At 72.2% G+C, this 14,577-nt stretch carries 12 protein-coding genes and 1 tRNA gene; 5 read left to right on the plus strand and 8 right to left on the minus strand.

The genetic code is table 11. The annotated features are described in order from the left end of the window. Window positions 1-3: 3 nt before the first annotated feature. The 3 genes from ABD993_RS07695 to ABD993_RS07705 are packed head-to-tail and all read right to left on the minus strand — an operon-like array spanning window position 4 to window position 4,059. Window positions 4-3,096, minus strand: a complete 3,093-nt coding sequence (locus tag ABD993_RS07695) for an ATP-binding protein (protein ID WP_425568913.1) — start codon at window positions 3,094-3,096, stop codon at window positions 4-6. Continuing rightward, complete coding sequence (locus ABD993_RS07700; protein ID WP_345414166.1) at window positions 3,083-3,790, minus strand: hypothetical protein; 708 nt, start codon at window positions 3,788-3,790, stop codon at window positions 3,083-3,085. The genes ABD993_RS07695 and ABD993_RS07700 overlap by 14 nt, the downstream gene beginning before the upstream one ends. 5 nt (window positions 3,791-3,795) lie before the next feature. After that, the gene (locus tag ABD993_RS07705) at window positions 3,796-4,059 is read right to left on the minus strand and encodes a hypothetical protein (RefSeq protein ID WP_345414168.1); all 264 of its coding nucleotides are present in this window, start codon (window positions 4,057-4,059) and stop codon (window positions 3,796-3,798) included. 474 nt (window positions 4,060-4,533) lie between these two features. On the opposite strand from ABD993_RS07705, the gene ABD993_RS07710 reads away from it, so the two are divergent. Then, complete coding sequence (locus ABD993_RS07710; protein ID WP_345414170.1) at window positions 4,534-7,182, plus strand: heterodisulfide reductase-related iron-sulfur binding cluster; 2,649 nt, start codon at window positions 4,534-4,536, stop codon at window positions 7,180-7,182. 126 nt (window positions 7,183-7,308) lie between these two features. Here the strand turns inward: ABD993_RS07710 and ABD993_RS07715 are convergent, their stop codons facing one another. Genes ABD993_RS07715 through ABD993_RS07725 form a run of 3 tightly spaced genes read right to left on the minus strand, consistent with a single transcriptional unit; the run spans window position 7,309 to window position 10,179 of the window. Next, on the minus strand, window positions 7,309-8,283 hold the full coding sequence (locus ABD993_RS07715; RefSeq protein WP_345414172.1) for a hypothetical protein: 975 nt from the start codon (window positions 8,281-8,283) through the stop codon (window positions 7,309-7,311). 55 nt (window positions 8,284-8,338) lie between these two features. Then, window positions 8,339-8,953: a response regulator transcription factor gene (locus ABD993_RS07720; RefSeq protein WP_345414174.1), complete on the minus strand. Its 615-nt coding sequence runs from the start codon at window positions 8,951-8,953 to the stop codon at window positions 8,339-8,341. Next, complete coding sequence (locus ABD993_RS07725) at window positions 8,950-10,179, minus strand: sensor histidine kinase (RefSeq protein ID WP_345414176.1); 1,230 nt, start codon at window positions 10,177-10,179, stop codon at window positions 8,950-8,952. The genes ABD993_RS07720 and ABD993_RS07725 overlap by 4 nt, the downstream gene beginning before the upstream one ends. An 80-nt stretch (window positions 10,180-10,259) precedes the next feature. Between ABD993_RS07725 and ABD993_RS07730 the strand changes: the two genes are divergently transcribed. Then, window positions 10,260-11,156 (plus strand): ABC transporter ATP-binding protein, encoded by an 897-nt coding sequence (locus ABD993_RS07730; protein ID WP_345414178.1) that lies wholly within the window; start codon window positions 10,260-10,262, stop codon window positions 11,154-11,156. Beyond that, on the plus strand, window positions 11,156-11,869 hold the full coding sequence (locus ABD993_RS07735) for an ABC transporter permease (RefSeq protein ID WP_345414180.1): 714 nt from the start codon (window positions 11,156-11,158) through the stop codon (window positions 11,867-11,869). Before ABD993_RS07730 ends, ABD993_RS07735 begins: the two co-directional genes overlap by 1 nt. Before the next feature lie 87 nt (window positions 11,870-11,956). On the opposite strand, the gene dcd is transcribed toward ABD993_RS07735, so the two are convergent. Further along, window positions 11,957-12,535, minus strand: a complete 579-nt coding sequence (gene dcd / locus ABD993_RS07740; protein ID WP_345414181.1) for a dCTP deaminase — start codon at window positions 12,533-12,535, stop codon at window positions 11,957-11,959. A gap of 69 nt (window positions 12,536-12,604) precedes the next feature. On the opposite strand from dcd, the gene ABD993_RS07745 reads away from it, so the two are divergent. Beyond that, window positions 12,605-12,675 (plus strand) — tRNA-Gly (locus tag ABD993_RS07745). A 298-nt stretch (window positions 12,676-12,973) separates the two neighbouring features. After that, window positions 12,974-13,804, plus strand: a complete 831-nt coding sequence (locus tag ABD993_RS07750; protein WP_345414182.1) for a GNAT family N-acetyltransferase — start codon at window positions 12,974-12,976, stop codon at window positions 13,802-13,804. A gap of 324 nt (window positions 13,805-14,128) precedes the next feature. On the opposite strand, the gene ABD993_RS07755 is transcribed toward ABD993_RS07750, so the two are convergent. After that, window positions 14,129-14,434, minus strand: a complete 306-nt coding sequence (locus ABD993_RS07755) for a VOC family protein (RefSeq protein WP_345414183.1) — start codon at window positions 14,432-14,434, stop codon at window positions 14,129-14,131. Window positions 14,435-14,577 lie beyond the last annotated feature (143 nt).

The following is a 14,577-nucleotide window of genomic DNA, read 5'->3' on the forward strand; positions in this document are numbered from 1 at the left end:
GGGTCACCGCCCGCCCTCGCCGGAGGGGGCGGAGGGGGCGGAGGGGGCGCGGTGGCCCGCGGCGCCGTTCCCGCCGTGTCCGTTCGCCGCGTGGTCCTCCAGGTCGCCGGGCTCGATCAGGCCGGACTCCCTGCCGATGGTCGGCTCCGCGAGCTCCGCCTCCTCGTCCAGGTCCGCCCAGCCCTCCTCCAGGTCGTCCAGCAGCTCGAGCTGCTCGTCCGCCGCGGCCTCGCGCTCCGGGTCCACCACGCGCAGGCCGTTGCCCCAGGACGCCTCGCCCGGCCCGACCCGCGTCGCGGCGCCGCTGCGCACGTCCGCGGCGGTGAGGTCGGGCAGATGGGAGGGGTCGGTGTCGTCGTCCAGATCGATTCCGCCCGCGGGCACCACGACCTGCCGCGCCCCGACCGGCCGCGGCTCGTCCGGCGCCCGGCCCGCGTCCCCGCTGGGCAGCGGCACGCCGCGCACGGCGACCCGGTTCGCGTCCGGGTTGGTGTCCAGCGCCTCCCGGACGTGGTCCAGGTGCGGCGCCTCCAGGTCGATCCGGATCTTCTCGACACCGCCGTGCCCGTCCGCGAAGACGAACTGGCGGGGGGTGTCGTCCGGGCGGTCGTCGTGTCGGGGACGGGGGGACAGGGTGCCGAGCATCTGTTCGTAGCCCACACCGGTCGGCACGCGGAGCAGGCGCAGCGCCTCGGTCTGGGCCTCCTCGTCGTCCGTCCGACCGACGAACACGGCGTTGACCAGGGACGCGAACCCGCTGACCCGCAGCAGGTCGCCCGCCAGCTGCGAGGCGAACAGGGCCCGGACGTTGAACTTGCGGGAGTCCCGGGCGAGCCGGTCGATCAGCACCTTGCCCGTGGGGACCTGGGAGAGGAAGTGCGTCTCGTCCAGCGCGACGCCCTTGCGGATGTTGCGGTCCGCGTCGTAGATCGTGCGTTGGGTCAGCCAGGAGGCCAGGTTCAGCAGCTCGACGGCGAGCGCCTCGTTGTCCGTCCACTCCTCGCGCGGGCTGCCGGGCCGCGGCAGCGTCATGCCCTGCATCGTGAGCACGGTCAGGCGGTAGTCGCGGTCCGCGGCCCACGGGTCGTCCCGACTCGTGTCCGGGAAGAGCAGCGCGGCCTGCGGCAGCTCGCGGCGCTCCTCCAGGAAGTCCGCGACGACGCCGGAGTGGTCCTCGCCCTCCCGCTGGTGGCGGCGCAGGGCGTCGATCACCAGGCCGGGATGCCGGTCCGCCGCGCCGCCGACCTCGCGCACCGCGCGGAGCAGCACGATCCGGGTGTGCGGGAGCCGCGCGACGTCGTAGGGCAGCAGGCCGGACAGGACGTCCAGCACCAGACGACGACGGGTGGCCGCGGCCAGCAGCCGTTCGCGGCGCCAGGAGCGCTCGGGGTCGTCGTCGTCCAGGAAGTGCTCGGGCTTGGGCTCGGCGACCACGCGGTACGGGTTGAGGATGCCGGGATCCGCGCGGAGCAGGTTGATGTGGCGGGAGAAGCTCGCGAACTCCGGCAGCCGGGTCAGCTCGGCCAGCGGGCCGGAGGGGTCCAGCACCGTCCAGCGCGCGCCTGCCCGGAGCGTCTTGTAGACGATCAGGCCGGTGAGGAAGGACTTGCCGGAGCCCAGGCCGCCGACCACCGCAGTCAGGCCCGAGGCCCGCCGGACCTCCTGGGCGAGCCACGGGTCCCAGGCCACCGGTCGTCGGGTCGCGGTGCAGGTCTCGCCGAGCATGATCCCGCGCCGGTCGCCGACGGAGGCCGTGGCCGCGGGCACCCCGGCCGCCGCCCAGGTCACGGAGCCGCGGCGGCGGTACGCCGTCGAGGCGAGCTGCTCGCCCGGGATGAACTCGCGGGCGTAGCGGTACTGCGCCTCCGGGTGCTCGATCTGCACCTTGGGCGAGTAGAGGTCCAGCACCTGCTGGGCGCGGGTGATGGCCTCGGACTCGTCCCGGCCCGCGACGGCGATCCGCCACCAGCCGTAGAGCCGGGTGTTCAGCTGGGTGAGCCCACTGGTCAGCTCGTCCTCGACCTCGAGCACCCGGTCGGCCTGGCGGGCCAGCGACATCGGGGGCTCGAGATCGTGGTCGTGGGTGTAGTGCCGGATCTGCGACCGCACCTTGCCCATCTGGCGCTGCAGCTCCCCGGCCACCTCCTCCGGCTTGCGGACGTAGATCCGCGCGGACCACTCCACGGGGAAGGGGAGCCGGTCCGAGTGCTGCATCCACGGGTCGTCGATCTCCGGGATCCGCAGGCCCTCCATCAGCCCGACGGACAGCACCGCGATGTCCCGGGTCACCGCCTCGCCGCGGACCCGGCCGGTCACCTTCACCGTCGGCGCGTAGGGCTCCTGGTGCAGCTCGACGCCGTCGGTGAAGGTCGCGAGGTCCTCCGCCTCCCAGCGGGTGACGCCGACCGGGACGTCCGAGAGGCTGCGCGGGGCGGGCAGCCCGAGTGCGACGGACCGGTGCATCAGCCAGGACATGTCCGCGGCGGTCGCGGGGACACCGTCCAGCCCGGGGCCGCTGACCAGCGCGTCCAGGTGGTTGAGCTCGGACTCCAACGCCGACAGCTCGGCTCGCACGGCAGCGGGCACGACCTTGCCCAGCACCGGAGCGGCCCGCTCGACCCAGCGGTCCAACATACTGCGCCCGGAGACCTCGACGCCGAGGAAGACCTCCTTGTCGCTCATGGACAGGCCCATGAGGTGGCGCTGCTCGCCTTCGAGGAAGGCGTCCCAGCCCAGGGCGCCAGGGACGTCCGGCATCCGGCCCAGCGCGTTCTGGTCGAAGGACTCCGCCCACATGTGCACGGGGTACGGACGCGTGGTCACGCGCAGGTGCAGCCAGCGGCCCTGCAGCTCGCCGAGCTGGGCGGCGATCTGGCGGATCAGGATCTCGCGCTGACCGTCACTGCGGAAGCTCCAGGCCTGCGGGGACAGCCGGTACCAGGCCATGACCTGGGTCCCGGTGCGCGTGACGTGCCCGTCGATGCTGCGCAGTGCGATCGTGGGGCTGAACTTGGGCAGCTTGGTCTCGCCCTGCAGGCCGCGGCCGGTGGGGCGGCGGCCGTCCCGGAAGGGATCGCGGTCCTCACGCGCGGCCACGTCGGCCACCCTTCCCGCGCTCGGCGGCGGTGGCCCACGGGGCGGGCTGGGCGGGCGTGCGGGGGTCGACGCGGCGGGGCGCGGCCTCGGGGCGCGCCACCGGCGTGATGTCCCGCAGGCCCTCGGGCCGGGGGCTCGGCAGCGCGGGCGGGCCGAGCTCCGATCCCGTGTGCGCAGACGCCGTGGCCGCGGACGCCGTGACGCCGGCGGGCCGGGTCCATCCGGGTCGGACCCGGGCTGGTCGGACCTGGTCCGGCCGGGCGGCCCGGTCGAGTCCGGCCTGCTCGATCCCGGCCTCGGCCCGGGGCAGGCGACGAGCACCACCCCGTTGGGCGGGGAGCGTCCGGTGGGTGCGGACGTGGGCGAACCGCACCGGCCCGCCCGAGCCCGTCCGGCGCCGTCGGGGGCCCGTCACCTCGTGCCGGAACAGCTCGGCGACCTGGCCCAGCGGACGCTCGTAGTCGATCCGCTTGCCGAGGAAGCGGGTGGCCACGACCGTGATCACCAGCGCCCAGGCCACCGAGAAGAAGTCCAGGCCGATGCCCACCCGGCGCTGCACGAACATGACCGCGATCATCACGAGCAGCCCGACACCGTACGAGACGTACCGCGCGCGCCACGGGAACGTGGCGCGCGGCGGGCCGAGCCAGACCGAGTCGACCCGGTAGACCTCGTCATCGGTACGGACCAGCACGGGAGTCAGCCCACGATCAGGTTGGCGAGGAACTCACCGACACGAGGGCCGTTGCCGCTCACGGCGATGCCCAGGGCGATCAGGCCGATGAGCAGGCCGATGCTGCGCCGGGCGACGCCGGCGTTGTCGCCGCGCCCGCCGATCCACAGCATGATGATGGCGATGCCCAGGAGGATCAGGGGCACGATGTTCTGCTGGATCCAACCCTGCAGCCCGCCGGTGGTCAGTTGCTGGGCGTACCAGAGGGCGTTCGCCCCTGGTCCGGTCATCGGCTTCTCTCCCACCTGGTCGAGCGGAACACCGCAGACAACACAGGGAGCGCGGGCCGCCAGCCGCCCAGCGTAGCCACGTCATTACCCGCGCGCGGCACCTGTGCGAGCACACACGCGCATGCCCACCGAATGGACGACAGCGTCGCGCCCCACCCGGCCCAGCAGCTGACGCTGTGCAACCGGCCCTCCGCCCGATCCGGGGACACCCCGGAGGCACGTGTTCGCATAGCGCACACTTTTCGGTGATTCCGCTCTCAGTAGGTTCACCTCACACAACGCGTCTACCGGCCACAACGCCGGTGTGCGACTGCCGAACACCTCGTGTGCCACCCCTGTCACAGGGCAGATCGCTCGTTCAGTGCCTTATTCTCCGGCCACGCGACGAGGTCGCGAACCGCAGCGAGGCCGTTCGGAGTGCTACCGACGAGTAACCTAGCCTTCTGCCGGGAGTTCGACGGGGAGGTTCGACCGATGACCTGGGTCCAGTGGGTGCTCGGCCCGATCACGGCGCTGACCGCGGTGGCGGCTGTGGCGTTGGTGTGGCGCACGACCGCGAGCATGATCGCCATCATCCGGCTGGGGCAGCCGGACCCGTCGCGGACGGGGCCCTTCGGGGCGCGCTTCGCGACGATGGCCAAAGAGGTGCTGCTCCACACGCGGATGATGAAGTGGAGCCACGTCGGGGTCTTCCACTGGCTGGTGATGGTCGGCTTCGGCGGGCTGATCCTGGCGCTGGTCGAGGCGTTCGTCGAGGTGTGGAACCCGACCTTCCACCTGCCGATCATCGGCGAGTGGGGCCCCTATTCGCTGTGGGTGGAGATCCTGGGCGTCGGCACCATCGTCGGCATCATCCCGCTGATCATCTACCGGCAGGTGCGCAACCCGCGCAGGCTCGGGCGGGAGTCGCGGTTCTACGGCTCGAACATGGGCCGGGCGTACTTCGTCGAGGCCGTGGTGTTCCTCGAGGGCCTGGGCATCCTGGTGGTGCGCGGCGCGAAGTCGGCGCTGGGCGCGTTCGACGTGCCGACCTGGTCCGCCCCGGTCTCGCTCGCCCTGGGTCAGATCCTCCCGGCGTCGACGGCGCTGGTGTCGGTCTTCGCCGCGGTCAAGGTGCTCTCGGCGATGATCTGGCTGATCGTGATCGCCGCCAAGCCGACCATGGGTGTGGCCTGGCACCGGTTCACCGCGTTCTTCAACATCTACTTCAAGCGCGAGGACGACGGGCGCAAGGCCCTCGGCAACGTCAAGCCGATGACCTCGGGCGGGAAGGTCCTGGACCTGGAGGAGGCCGATCCGGACACCGACGTGTTCGGCGTCGGGAAGGTCGAGGACTTCACCTGGAAGGGCCTGCTGGACTTCACCACTTGCACCGAGTGCGGTCGCTGCCAGTCGCAGTGCCCGGCGTGGAACACCGAGAAGCCGCTCTCGCCGAAGCTGCTGGTCAACGCCCTGCGTGACCACGCCTACGCCAAGGCCCCCTACCTGCTCGCGGGCGGCAGCAAGGACATGACCGGCGATGAGGTCGGCATCACCGGCGAGGGCGCCGAGGCGCGCCTGGCGGCGATCCCGGAGTCCGCCCGCAAGGAGGCCGAGCGCCCGCTGATCGGCGGCGAGGACGTCCTCGGGGTCATCGACCCGGACATCCTGTGGTCCTGCACCAGCTGTGGGGCGTGCGTGGAGCAGTGCCCGGTGGACATCGAGCACGTCGACCACATCATCGACATGCGCCGCTACCAGGTCATGATCGAGACCGAGTTCCCCACGGAGCTGTCCGGTCTGTTCAAGAACCTGGAGAACAAGGGCAACCCCTGGGGGTCGAACCAGAAGGACCGCCTCGCCTGGGCCACCGAGCTGCCCTTCGAGGTCCCGGTGTTCGACGGCGAGCTCTCCGCCGACACCGAGTACGTCTACTGGGTCGGCTGCGCGGGCGCGTTCGACGACAACGCGAAGAAGACCACCAAGGCCACCGCCGAGCTGCTCCACCGCGCCGGGGTGAACTACGTGGTCCTGGGCACCGAGGAGACCTGCACCGGTGACCCGGCACGGCGCGCGGGCAACGAGTTCCTGTTCCAGATGATGGCCCAGCAGACCGCCGAGATGCTCAACGCCGTGTTCGAGGGCCGCGAGCCCGGCACCCGCAAGATCGTCACGACCTGCCCGCACTGCCTGAACTCGCTGTCTCGGGAGTACCCGCAGCTCGACGGGCACTACGAGGTCATCCACCACACCCAGCTGCTCAACAAGCTCGTCCGCACCGGCAAACTCGTGCCCGTCTCGGACCCGGACACCGCCACGCAGGTCACCTACCACGACCCCTGCTACCTCGGCAGGCACAACGAGGTCTACGAGGAGCCCCGCGAGCTGGTCTCCGCGGTCGGGACGCTCACCGAGATGCCCCGCCACGCCGACCGTTCCCTGTGCTGTGGCGCCGGTGGCGCGCGGATGTGGATGGAGGAGCGGATCGGGCAGCGGATCAACATCACCCGCACCACCGAGGCCATCGACACCCTCGGCGCCTCGAACACCGGGACGATCGCCGTCGGCTGCCCGTTCTGCCGCACCATGATCGGCGACGGGCTCACCGCCAAGCAGGCCGAAGGCGTCGGCGAGAACGTGCAGGTCCAGGACGTCGCGCAGATGCTGCTCGCCGCCGTCCAGCGCGGCGACGCGCAGGAGCCGACCGAGTCCACGACGGGCGAGGTCGAGCAGACCACCGACGCCCCGCTGACCGAGAACTCGCCCGCGAGCGCGGCCGACTCCGGCGCGGCGAACGCCGAGACCTCTCCGGAGGCCGCGGCGACGACCGCCGAGCCGGTGACCACCGAGCAGGCCGACCCGGCTCCGGAGTCGACCACCGACGGCCCCGCGGCGGAGCGGTCCGAGGTCACCACCGAGAAGAACGACGAGGCGCTGGCGGCGTCGGCGAAGGACGGCCCGGCCGAGACCGAGGACGGCCCGGCCAAGGACGCCCTGATCAGCGACTCGCCCACCCCCGGCACGGAGGCCCGGCCCGAGATCGACCCGATCACGGGTTCGGCCAACGGCCACACCCCCAAGCCGGAGACCAACGGCCAGGCGCCGTCGGAGAAGTCGACGGGCAAGCCCGACCCGAGCCCCTGAGCCCCCGCGGTGATCATCAGGCCCTGACGCGGGTTCGCTCCCGCGGCAGGGCCTGTTGATCTTTCGTAGGGGTGATCACCGGACCCTCACGCAGGCCCCGGGTGGCTGCCGGCCGGGCGTGTCGCGTCAGGCCGCTGAAGCACAGGGGCGCAGGGCCGTGACCCGCCAGGTCTCGCCGGGGGCCTGCGTACGGATCGCGTCCACCGTGCCGAGCGACGGGAGCGCGGTGCCCCAGATCGAGCCGCAGCCGTCCAGCGTCACGACCGTGCCCGGCGGCTGGGGCTGACCACCCGACGAGCGCGGCGCCGAGGGCTCGGGCGTCCCCGCAGGGACCCTCCCGTGCAGCAGAGCGACGGCCGCCGCACAGCTCGGCGAGCCCGTGGCCTGCAGCAACTGGGCGGTGGGCTGCGGATCGAGGAGCCGGCAGACGGCATCCGCGTCGGCGTCTCGCAGCCCGCGGTCCAGCTTTACCAGCACCAACGCGGGCCGGGATTCCCCCAGCGCCTGCCGCATCTCGTTGCCCGCCTGCTGCGCGACCTGCTCCTCCTGCTGCCGCACCTCGCTCGCGCGGAACTGGTAGCCGACGAACGAGACGACGCAGAGCGCCGCCCCGACCGCGGCGAGCTGCCACCGGGGCAGCCGCAGCAGCCCCGCGACCAGCACACCGATGCTGACGGCCGCCGCCCACGCCCACGGGTTCCCGCTCGTCTCGACGACGAGCCCGGCGAGCAGCGCGATCCCGGCGACGTGCCAGGTCCAGCCCTTGAGCAGCCGGTCCAGCCGCAGCAGGGACAGGAGCACGAGCACGACGAACCCGGCCGCGAGCGGGAGCCACCAGCGGGCCCGGTCGTCCAGCGCGACGAAGACGAACAGCAGCAGCGCCGCGCCGACGATCCCGAGGCCGGTCGCGCCCTTCCAGCTCCGCGGCCGGAACCGGCGCAGCGCGGTGAGCGGGTCGGCGCGGGGGGCGTCGTCGGGCGCGGGGCCCGGGTGAGACGGCTGGTCCGAGGACGCCTCGACCGGCGAGTGCCGCCCGCTGCGCCATGCCTCGACCTCCCCGCCGGGCTCGGCAGGGGATCCGGGTCGCTCGGGCCGCTCCATCGCCCGTCACCCTAGCGAGCGGGGCACCCGGGCGTCGCCCACGGAGACCTCGCGCTCAGAGCCACCCGTGGTCCCGCGCCTGCTCCACCGCCTCCACCCGCGTGGCCACGCCCAGCTTCTGCATCGCCGACGACAGGTAGTTGCGGACCGTGCCGGCGGAGAGGTGGACCTTCGCCGCGATGTCCGCCGCCGTGCCCGCGGGACCCGCGGACTCCACCGCGCGCAGGACGTCCAGCTCGCGGTCCGTCAGCGGGCAGTCCTCCGTGGTCAGCGCCGTCATCGCGAGGTCGGGATCGACGTACCGGCCGCCCCCGTGGACCCGGCGGATGACCTCGGCGAGCTGCGACGCGGGGGCGCTCTTCGTCACGAAACCCGCTGCTCCGGCGGCCAGTGCCCGACGCAGGACGCCGGGCCGGGCGTGCCGGGTGAGGATGATGCAGCGGACCCCGGGTGCGTTGGCCTTCACCCAGTGGGCGACCTCGGCGCCGTCCCGGCCGGGCATCTCGACGTCGAGCACCGCCACGTCCGGGGTGTGCTCGCGGATCACCGCGACGGCCTCGTCCCCGTCGCCCGCCTCGGCGACCACGGTCAGGTCGGACTCCAGTCCGAGCAGCGCCCCGACGGCACCGCGGGTGAGCGACTCGTCGTCCGCGAGGATCAGCCGGATCATCCGAGGGCCCCCTCGGGCTCGACGTTCAGCTCGGCCACCAGGCGGAACCCACCACGCCCGTCCGGCCCGGCCGTCAGCCTGCCCCGCGACTCCTCCAGGTACCGCTCCAGCCCGGCCAGCCCCGTGCCCCCCTCGGACGGACCGCTCGTGACGCCGTCGTTGGTGAGCACCAGGCGGTCCGGGCCGATCTCGATCGCGCAGTGGCTGGGCTGGGCGTGCCGCAGGACGTTGGTCATGCCCTCCCGCAGCACCCGCCCGAGCACGCTGCGGGCCCGCGGCGGCACCACGGTCGCGTCGCCGGTCACCTGCAACACGATGCCCGCCGAGCCCAGCACCGCCCGCGCCCCGGCGAGCTCGACGGCCAGGTCGGTGTCCCGCCCGCTCCGCACCAGCGCCCTGACCTCGGTCAACGACTCGCGGGCCACCCGCTGGACCGCCTCCATCTCCGCACTCGCCCGCTCCGGGTCGGACTCCTGCAACCGCGCCGCCAGCTCGCTTTTGAACGCGACGACCTCCAGGGCGTGGCCGAGGATGTCGTGCAGGTCGTCCGCCAGCCGCAGCCGCTCGCGGGCCGTCGCCAGCTCGGCGGCCGAGCGGCGGGAGTCCTCCAGGTCGGTGACGGCCTTGAGCCACCACAGCCGCTCGACGTCCAGGATCCAGAACGACCCCACGTAGATCGCCGTGATGGCGGCGGATGAGACCGCCTGCGCCACCGGCAGCGGCGTGTCCGCGACGAACCAGCCCGCGGCGTACGCGAGCACGGCGCAGACGACGGTGCCGAGCACCACCCACAACGCGAGGTACCGGCCGCGGAGCCCCGCGACGATGTCGCCGAGCAGGATCCCGGACAGGATCGACCACATCCAGCCCGTCGAGCTCGACGAGACCCCGAACCACACCAGCGCCACCCCGACGACCGCCGCCGCGGCCGCGAACCACGGCGGCGCGATCGTCCCCAGCGCGCGGATGTGCTGCCGGATCCGCCAGAGGTGCAGCCCGACCGCGGCCACGAACAGCACCGCGAGCACCGCGATGGCGCCAGGCGGGTCCCACCCCGGGACCAGCGCGAACGCCGGCGCGAACAGGAACGACAGGGTGGTCCAGATCAGCCCGATCCGGCCGAACCGGCGCGCGGCGCGGACGCGTTTCTCCTCGAGGGTGAGCACCACGTCGACGACGCTAGCCGAGCCCGCGCACACCCCGCCGACCTCGATGACAGCTGTCATGCCAGGCCGTGCGCCTGTCAGCCGCAGTGGTGATGTGCCGTCCTACCGGGGAGGGGGTCCCGACGGGCACCGTGATCGCCATGACGGAGACAGCAGTGCGGACCGAGACGGCGATCGGCGTCCGTGACCTCCGGGTCCGGTACGGCGGTTTCGAGGCCGTGCGAGGGGTGGACCTGGAGGTGCGGCGCGGTGAGGTGTTCGCGCTGCTCGGCACCAACGGGGCGGGCAAGACGACGACCCTGGAGGTGCTGGAGGGGTTCCGTGCGCGCAGCGCGGGGGAGGTGTCGGTGCTCGGGCTCGACCCGGGCCGGGAGCGACACCTGCTGCGTGAGCGGATGGGGATCCAGCTTCAGGAGGGTGGGTTCGTCGACGAGCTCACCGTCGGGGAGACCCTGGAGCTGTGGGGACGGCTCTCCCCGCGGGAGGACCGGGTCGCGCGGTTGCTGGACCGTTTCGACCTGGTCCCCCGGCGCGACGTGCGCGTCTCCGCCCTGTCCGGCGGCGAGAAGCGTCGCCTCGACCTGGCGACGGCGGTGTGGGGCTCCCCCGAGCTCGTCGTGCTCGACGAGCCGACGACCGGGCTCGACCCGGCCGCCCGCCGTCGGACCTGGGACGCCATCCAGGAGCTGCAGGACGGCGGCCGGACGGTCGTGCTGACCACGCACTACCTGGAGGAGGCCGAGGCGCTGGCCGACCGGGTCGCGATCATGCACGAGGGCCGGGTCGCCGTGGCCGGGTCGCTGGCGGAGATCCTGGCCAGCAGGCCGTCGTCGTTCTCCGCGACGCTGCCGGCGGGGGTCGCGCCACCGAGGGGCCTCGACGGGCCGGAGGTCCTCGTCCACACCGACGACCTGCAGCGCGACCTCACCGCATTCCTCGGCTGGGCCGCGGACCGGGGCGTCACGCTGACCGACCTGCGCGCGGCGCCCGCGTCGCTGGCCGACATCTACCTGTCGATCCGCTCGGAGGAGAAGTGATGAACCGCGTCCTCGCCCTCACCCGCAGCGAGCTGCGGCTGATCTTCCGCAACAAGACCGTCCTCATCTCGACGCTCGCCGTCCCGCTCGGGCTCGGCCTGTTCTTCGCGCTGACCGGGTTCGGCGACGGCTCCGGCGCCTCGATCATCGCGATGCAGTTGGCCATGGTCCTCGGCCTGGGCATCTACGTCGCCGCGACCCAGACGCTCGTCGCCCGGCGCCAGAACCTGGTGCTCAAGCGGCTGCGGACCAGCGGAATCTCCGACGCGGGCCTGCTCACCGCCACGATCGCGCCGGTCGTGGTGCTGGCCGTCGTCCAGATGGTGCTGTTCGCCGTGGTCGACGTGGCGTTCGGGCTGCCGGTACCCACGTCGCCGCTGCCCGTCGTCCTGGCCGCGGTCGGCGGGCTCGCCCTGGTGGTGACGGCGGCGCTGGCCACCGCCGTCGTCACGCCGACGGCCGAGCGGGCCCAGATCACGACGCTGCCGCTGTTCTTCGTGATGGTCGGCGGGGCGGTCGTGCTCGCGTTCCTGCCGCTGGAGGGGATCGCGACCGTGGTCAACCTGGTCCCCGGGGCGCCGCTGGGCAGCCTGGCGAACGTGGCCTACGGCGGCAGCGCGTTCTCCCCGGTCCAGGTCGCGTCCCTGGTCGTGTGGCCGGTCCTGTTCGGGCTGCTGGCCAAGCGCCACTTCCGTTGGGACGCGCGGGCCTGATCGGTATCAGCGGGCGCCGTGGGGCGCTCTGCATGATCGAGCTTCGCGGCGCGGGGGCTACTGGGGAGCAGCCCTCGCGTCGCCTTCCTACTGGGTGTCGGCCTGCTGGAAGTTCAGCCAGGCCTTGCTGGGGGTCGGCCCCCGCTGGCCCTGGTACTTGGAGCCGACGCCCTCGCTGCCGTAGGGCCGCTCGGCCGGGCTGGACAACCGGAACAGGCAGAGCTGCCCGATCTTCATCCCCGGCCACAGCGTGATCGGCAGGTTCGCCACGTTCGACAGCTCGAGCGTGATGTGCCCGGTGAAGCCCGGGTCGATGAACCCCGCGGTCGAGTGGGTGAGCAGCCCAAGCCGCCCCAGGCTGGACTTGCCCTCCAGCCTGCCCGCCAGATCGTCCGGCAGGGAGACCCGCTCGAAGGTGCTGCCGAGCACGAACTCACCGGGGTGGAGGACGAAGTTGTCGCCGTCGGACGTCTCGACCGGACTCGTCAGCTCGTCCTGCTGGATCGACGGGTCGATGTGGGTGTAGCGCGAGTTCTGGAAGACCCGGAAGAACCGGTCCAGCCGGACGTCGATGCTCGACGGCTGGAGCATGGCCTCGTCCCACGGGTCCAGCCCGAGACGCCCGGAGTCGATCTCCTTGCGCAGGTCGCGGTCCGAGAGCAGCACGCCGCGGAGCCTATCCGGGGAGGTGGATCGGGGGGTGCGGCGGGGATGCTAGAGTCGCTGGCACGCGCTGCGGATGTAGTTCAATGGTAGAACATCAGCTTCCCAAGCTGAATACGCGGGTTCGATTCCCGTCATCCGCTCTCAGAACAAAGGCCCAGCTCAGACGGTGTCCACACCGGAGCTGGGCCTTCGTCGTTCCCAGATCGACATCGCTAGCGTGCCCGCCACATGTCCTGAGCCGTCCTACGAAGCAGTGGCGACCCGGCCACGTGAGGACACCCGCGACGCCGAGCTTGCCCTTCTCGATCTCCAGCCGCTTGACCAGCTCTTCGCCGCGGAGGTGAGTCTCGGGACCGTCGATCAGGGCGCCGCCCCCGGCGGCGCGGGCCGTCCGGGCATTCGACTCATCGGCAGATACCGGCTGACCACCGCACACCGATGCGCATACCGTCGACTCATGCTGACGACCAGCCGACGCCGGCATTGAGCGATCATGCAGGCGCCCGTCTCACTTCCCGGCTCCGCCTCGACCCCGTGACGAAGAGCCACGCCGACGACCTCTGGCTCGTCCACAGCGACGACGAGGTCTGGCCCTGGTACAGCGCGCACAAGCCGACACGTGGACAGATCGAGCGGCGGGCCGCGCTCATGGACGAGTCCTGGCGTCTCCACGGAGTCCACAAGTGGATCGCCTACCAGCGAGACGACGGCCAGGTCGTAGGGCGTGGCGGACTGTCGCGGACCGCGGCCGACGCGGACTGGGGACAGATCTACGAGTTCCTACCCGACGAGCCCTGGACACGGGAAGCGCACGACGCCCCCTTCCCCTTCACCGCACACGCGAACTGGCTGGAGATCGGCTGGGCCGTCCGCCACGAGTTCCGAGGACTCGGCTATGCCTCGGAGATCGGACGGGCGGGCCTCGCCTTCGCCTTCACCGTCCTGGGCGCCAATGCCGTCGTCTCCTGCACCCTCCGCCACAACGCCCCATCGCGCGCCGTCATGGAGCGCATCGGCATGAGGTATGCCGGGGAGATCAAGAGCCGCGGTTTGATCAATGGAGCCACCCGAGAACAGGACGACGCCCCGTACGTGGTTCACGTGCTGCTCCGCGACGAGTGGCAGGGCGTGCCCGCAACGGGGGCCAGCAGGGGTCAACCACGGGCAACCGAGGCCGCGCAGGGCCGCAGGTCAGGACCGGGGCGGCGCGGGATCACCCCGATTCCCACGCTGACTACGCGGGTTCGATTCCCTTCCTCGCCAGCGTAGTGAGGGCGGCGCGCAGTGGCCGGTACGCCTTCGCCCGTCGCGAGGAGTCCGGCCCTCCATCACCGGACGCGCGGCGTGGTCGGTCCGCCGAGCGCGACGTCGCCGAGCTGCGGTGCGAATGTGTTTGCGCAGCAACGGTCGCGGACGAAGGCCCGGAGGCTCCTGCTCCGCATACTCCCTGGACGGTCATCCCAGCGCGCTCGTCATCGCGGTCTCGGTGAGGCGGAGCAGGCTGTTCGGCGGCAGTCTCGGGTGGCGTTGATCGCACTGCTCGGGAAAGGTGCGACCTGCTGGGTGACGAGGTCCCGCGGTCGGCGGCACCTGCTATCCGGCCCTGCCCACCGTGACGACGATGGTCCGACCGTCGGGATCCGTCAGTCGGCGCTCGCCCTCAGACAGCCGGGCTGTCGCAGGCACGGTCAGCCCGAGCCGCAACCGACCCGTGTGTTGCTCTGCGCTCCCCGGATAGATCTCCAGCACGAGGCCACCCTCCAGCTCCGCGGCGTAGTGCACCGGCCCGGAGCCGTGCTGCTCCCGCACCAGGTCCAGGCCGAGCGCGCCGTAGAAGTCCCGACACTGGTCGAGCCGCTCGGTGTAGATCACGATCAGTCCAGCCGTCACCTTCGCCACGCCACGAGCATGCCGAGCTTCCCGAAGATCGACATCTGATTTGCGGCTTCCGCCCACACCACCACTCGGTAGCCAGGGGGTGGTCTCCTCACGGCGCACCGAGATGGCTACCGAAGCGAGGTCTCCCCTGACATGGCCGAACC

The organism is Pseudonocardia xishanensis (genome assembly GCF_039541715.1).
Taxonomy (GTDB): domain Bacteria; phylum Actinomycetota; class Actinomycetes; order Mycobacteriales; family Pseudonocardiaceae; genus Pseudonocardia; species Pseudonocardia xishanensis.

Bases quoted from the DNA above. Each gene is read 5' to 3' on its own strand.
- ABD993_RS07705 (WP_345414168.1), bottom strand. From the start codon at position 4,059: ATGACCGGACCAGGGGCGAACGCCCTCTGGTACGCCCAGCAACTGACC.
- ABD993_RS07710 (WP_345414170.1), top strand. From the start codon at position 4,534: ATGACCTGGGTCCAGTGGGTGCTCGGCCCGATCACGGCGCTGACCGCG.
- ABD993_RS07715 (WP_345414172.1), bottom strand. From the start codon at position 8,283: ATGGAGCGGCCCGAGCGACCCGGATCCCCTGCCGAGCCCGGCGGGGAG.
- ABD993_RS07720 (WP_345414174.1), bottom strand. From the start codon at position 8,953: ATGATCCGGCTGATCCTCGCGGACGACGAGTCGCTCACCCGCGGTGCC.
- ABD993_RS07725 (WP_345414176.1), bottom strand. From the start codon at position 10,179: ATGACAGCTGTCATCGAGGTCGGCGGGGTGTGCGCGGGCTCGGCTAGC.
- ABD993_RS07730 (WP_345414178.1), top strand. From the start codon at position 10,260: ATGACGGAGACAGCAGTGCGGACCGAGACGGCGATCGGCGTCCGTGAC.
- ABD993_RS07735 (WP_345414180.1), top strand. From the start codon at position 11,156: ATGAACCGCGTCCTCGCCCTCACCCGCAGCGAGCTGCGGCTGATCTTC.
- ABD993_RS07750 (WP_345414182.1), top strand. From the start codon at position 12,974: ATGCGCATACCGTCGACTCATGCTGACGACCAGCCGACGCCGGCATTG.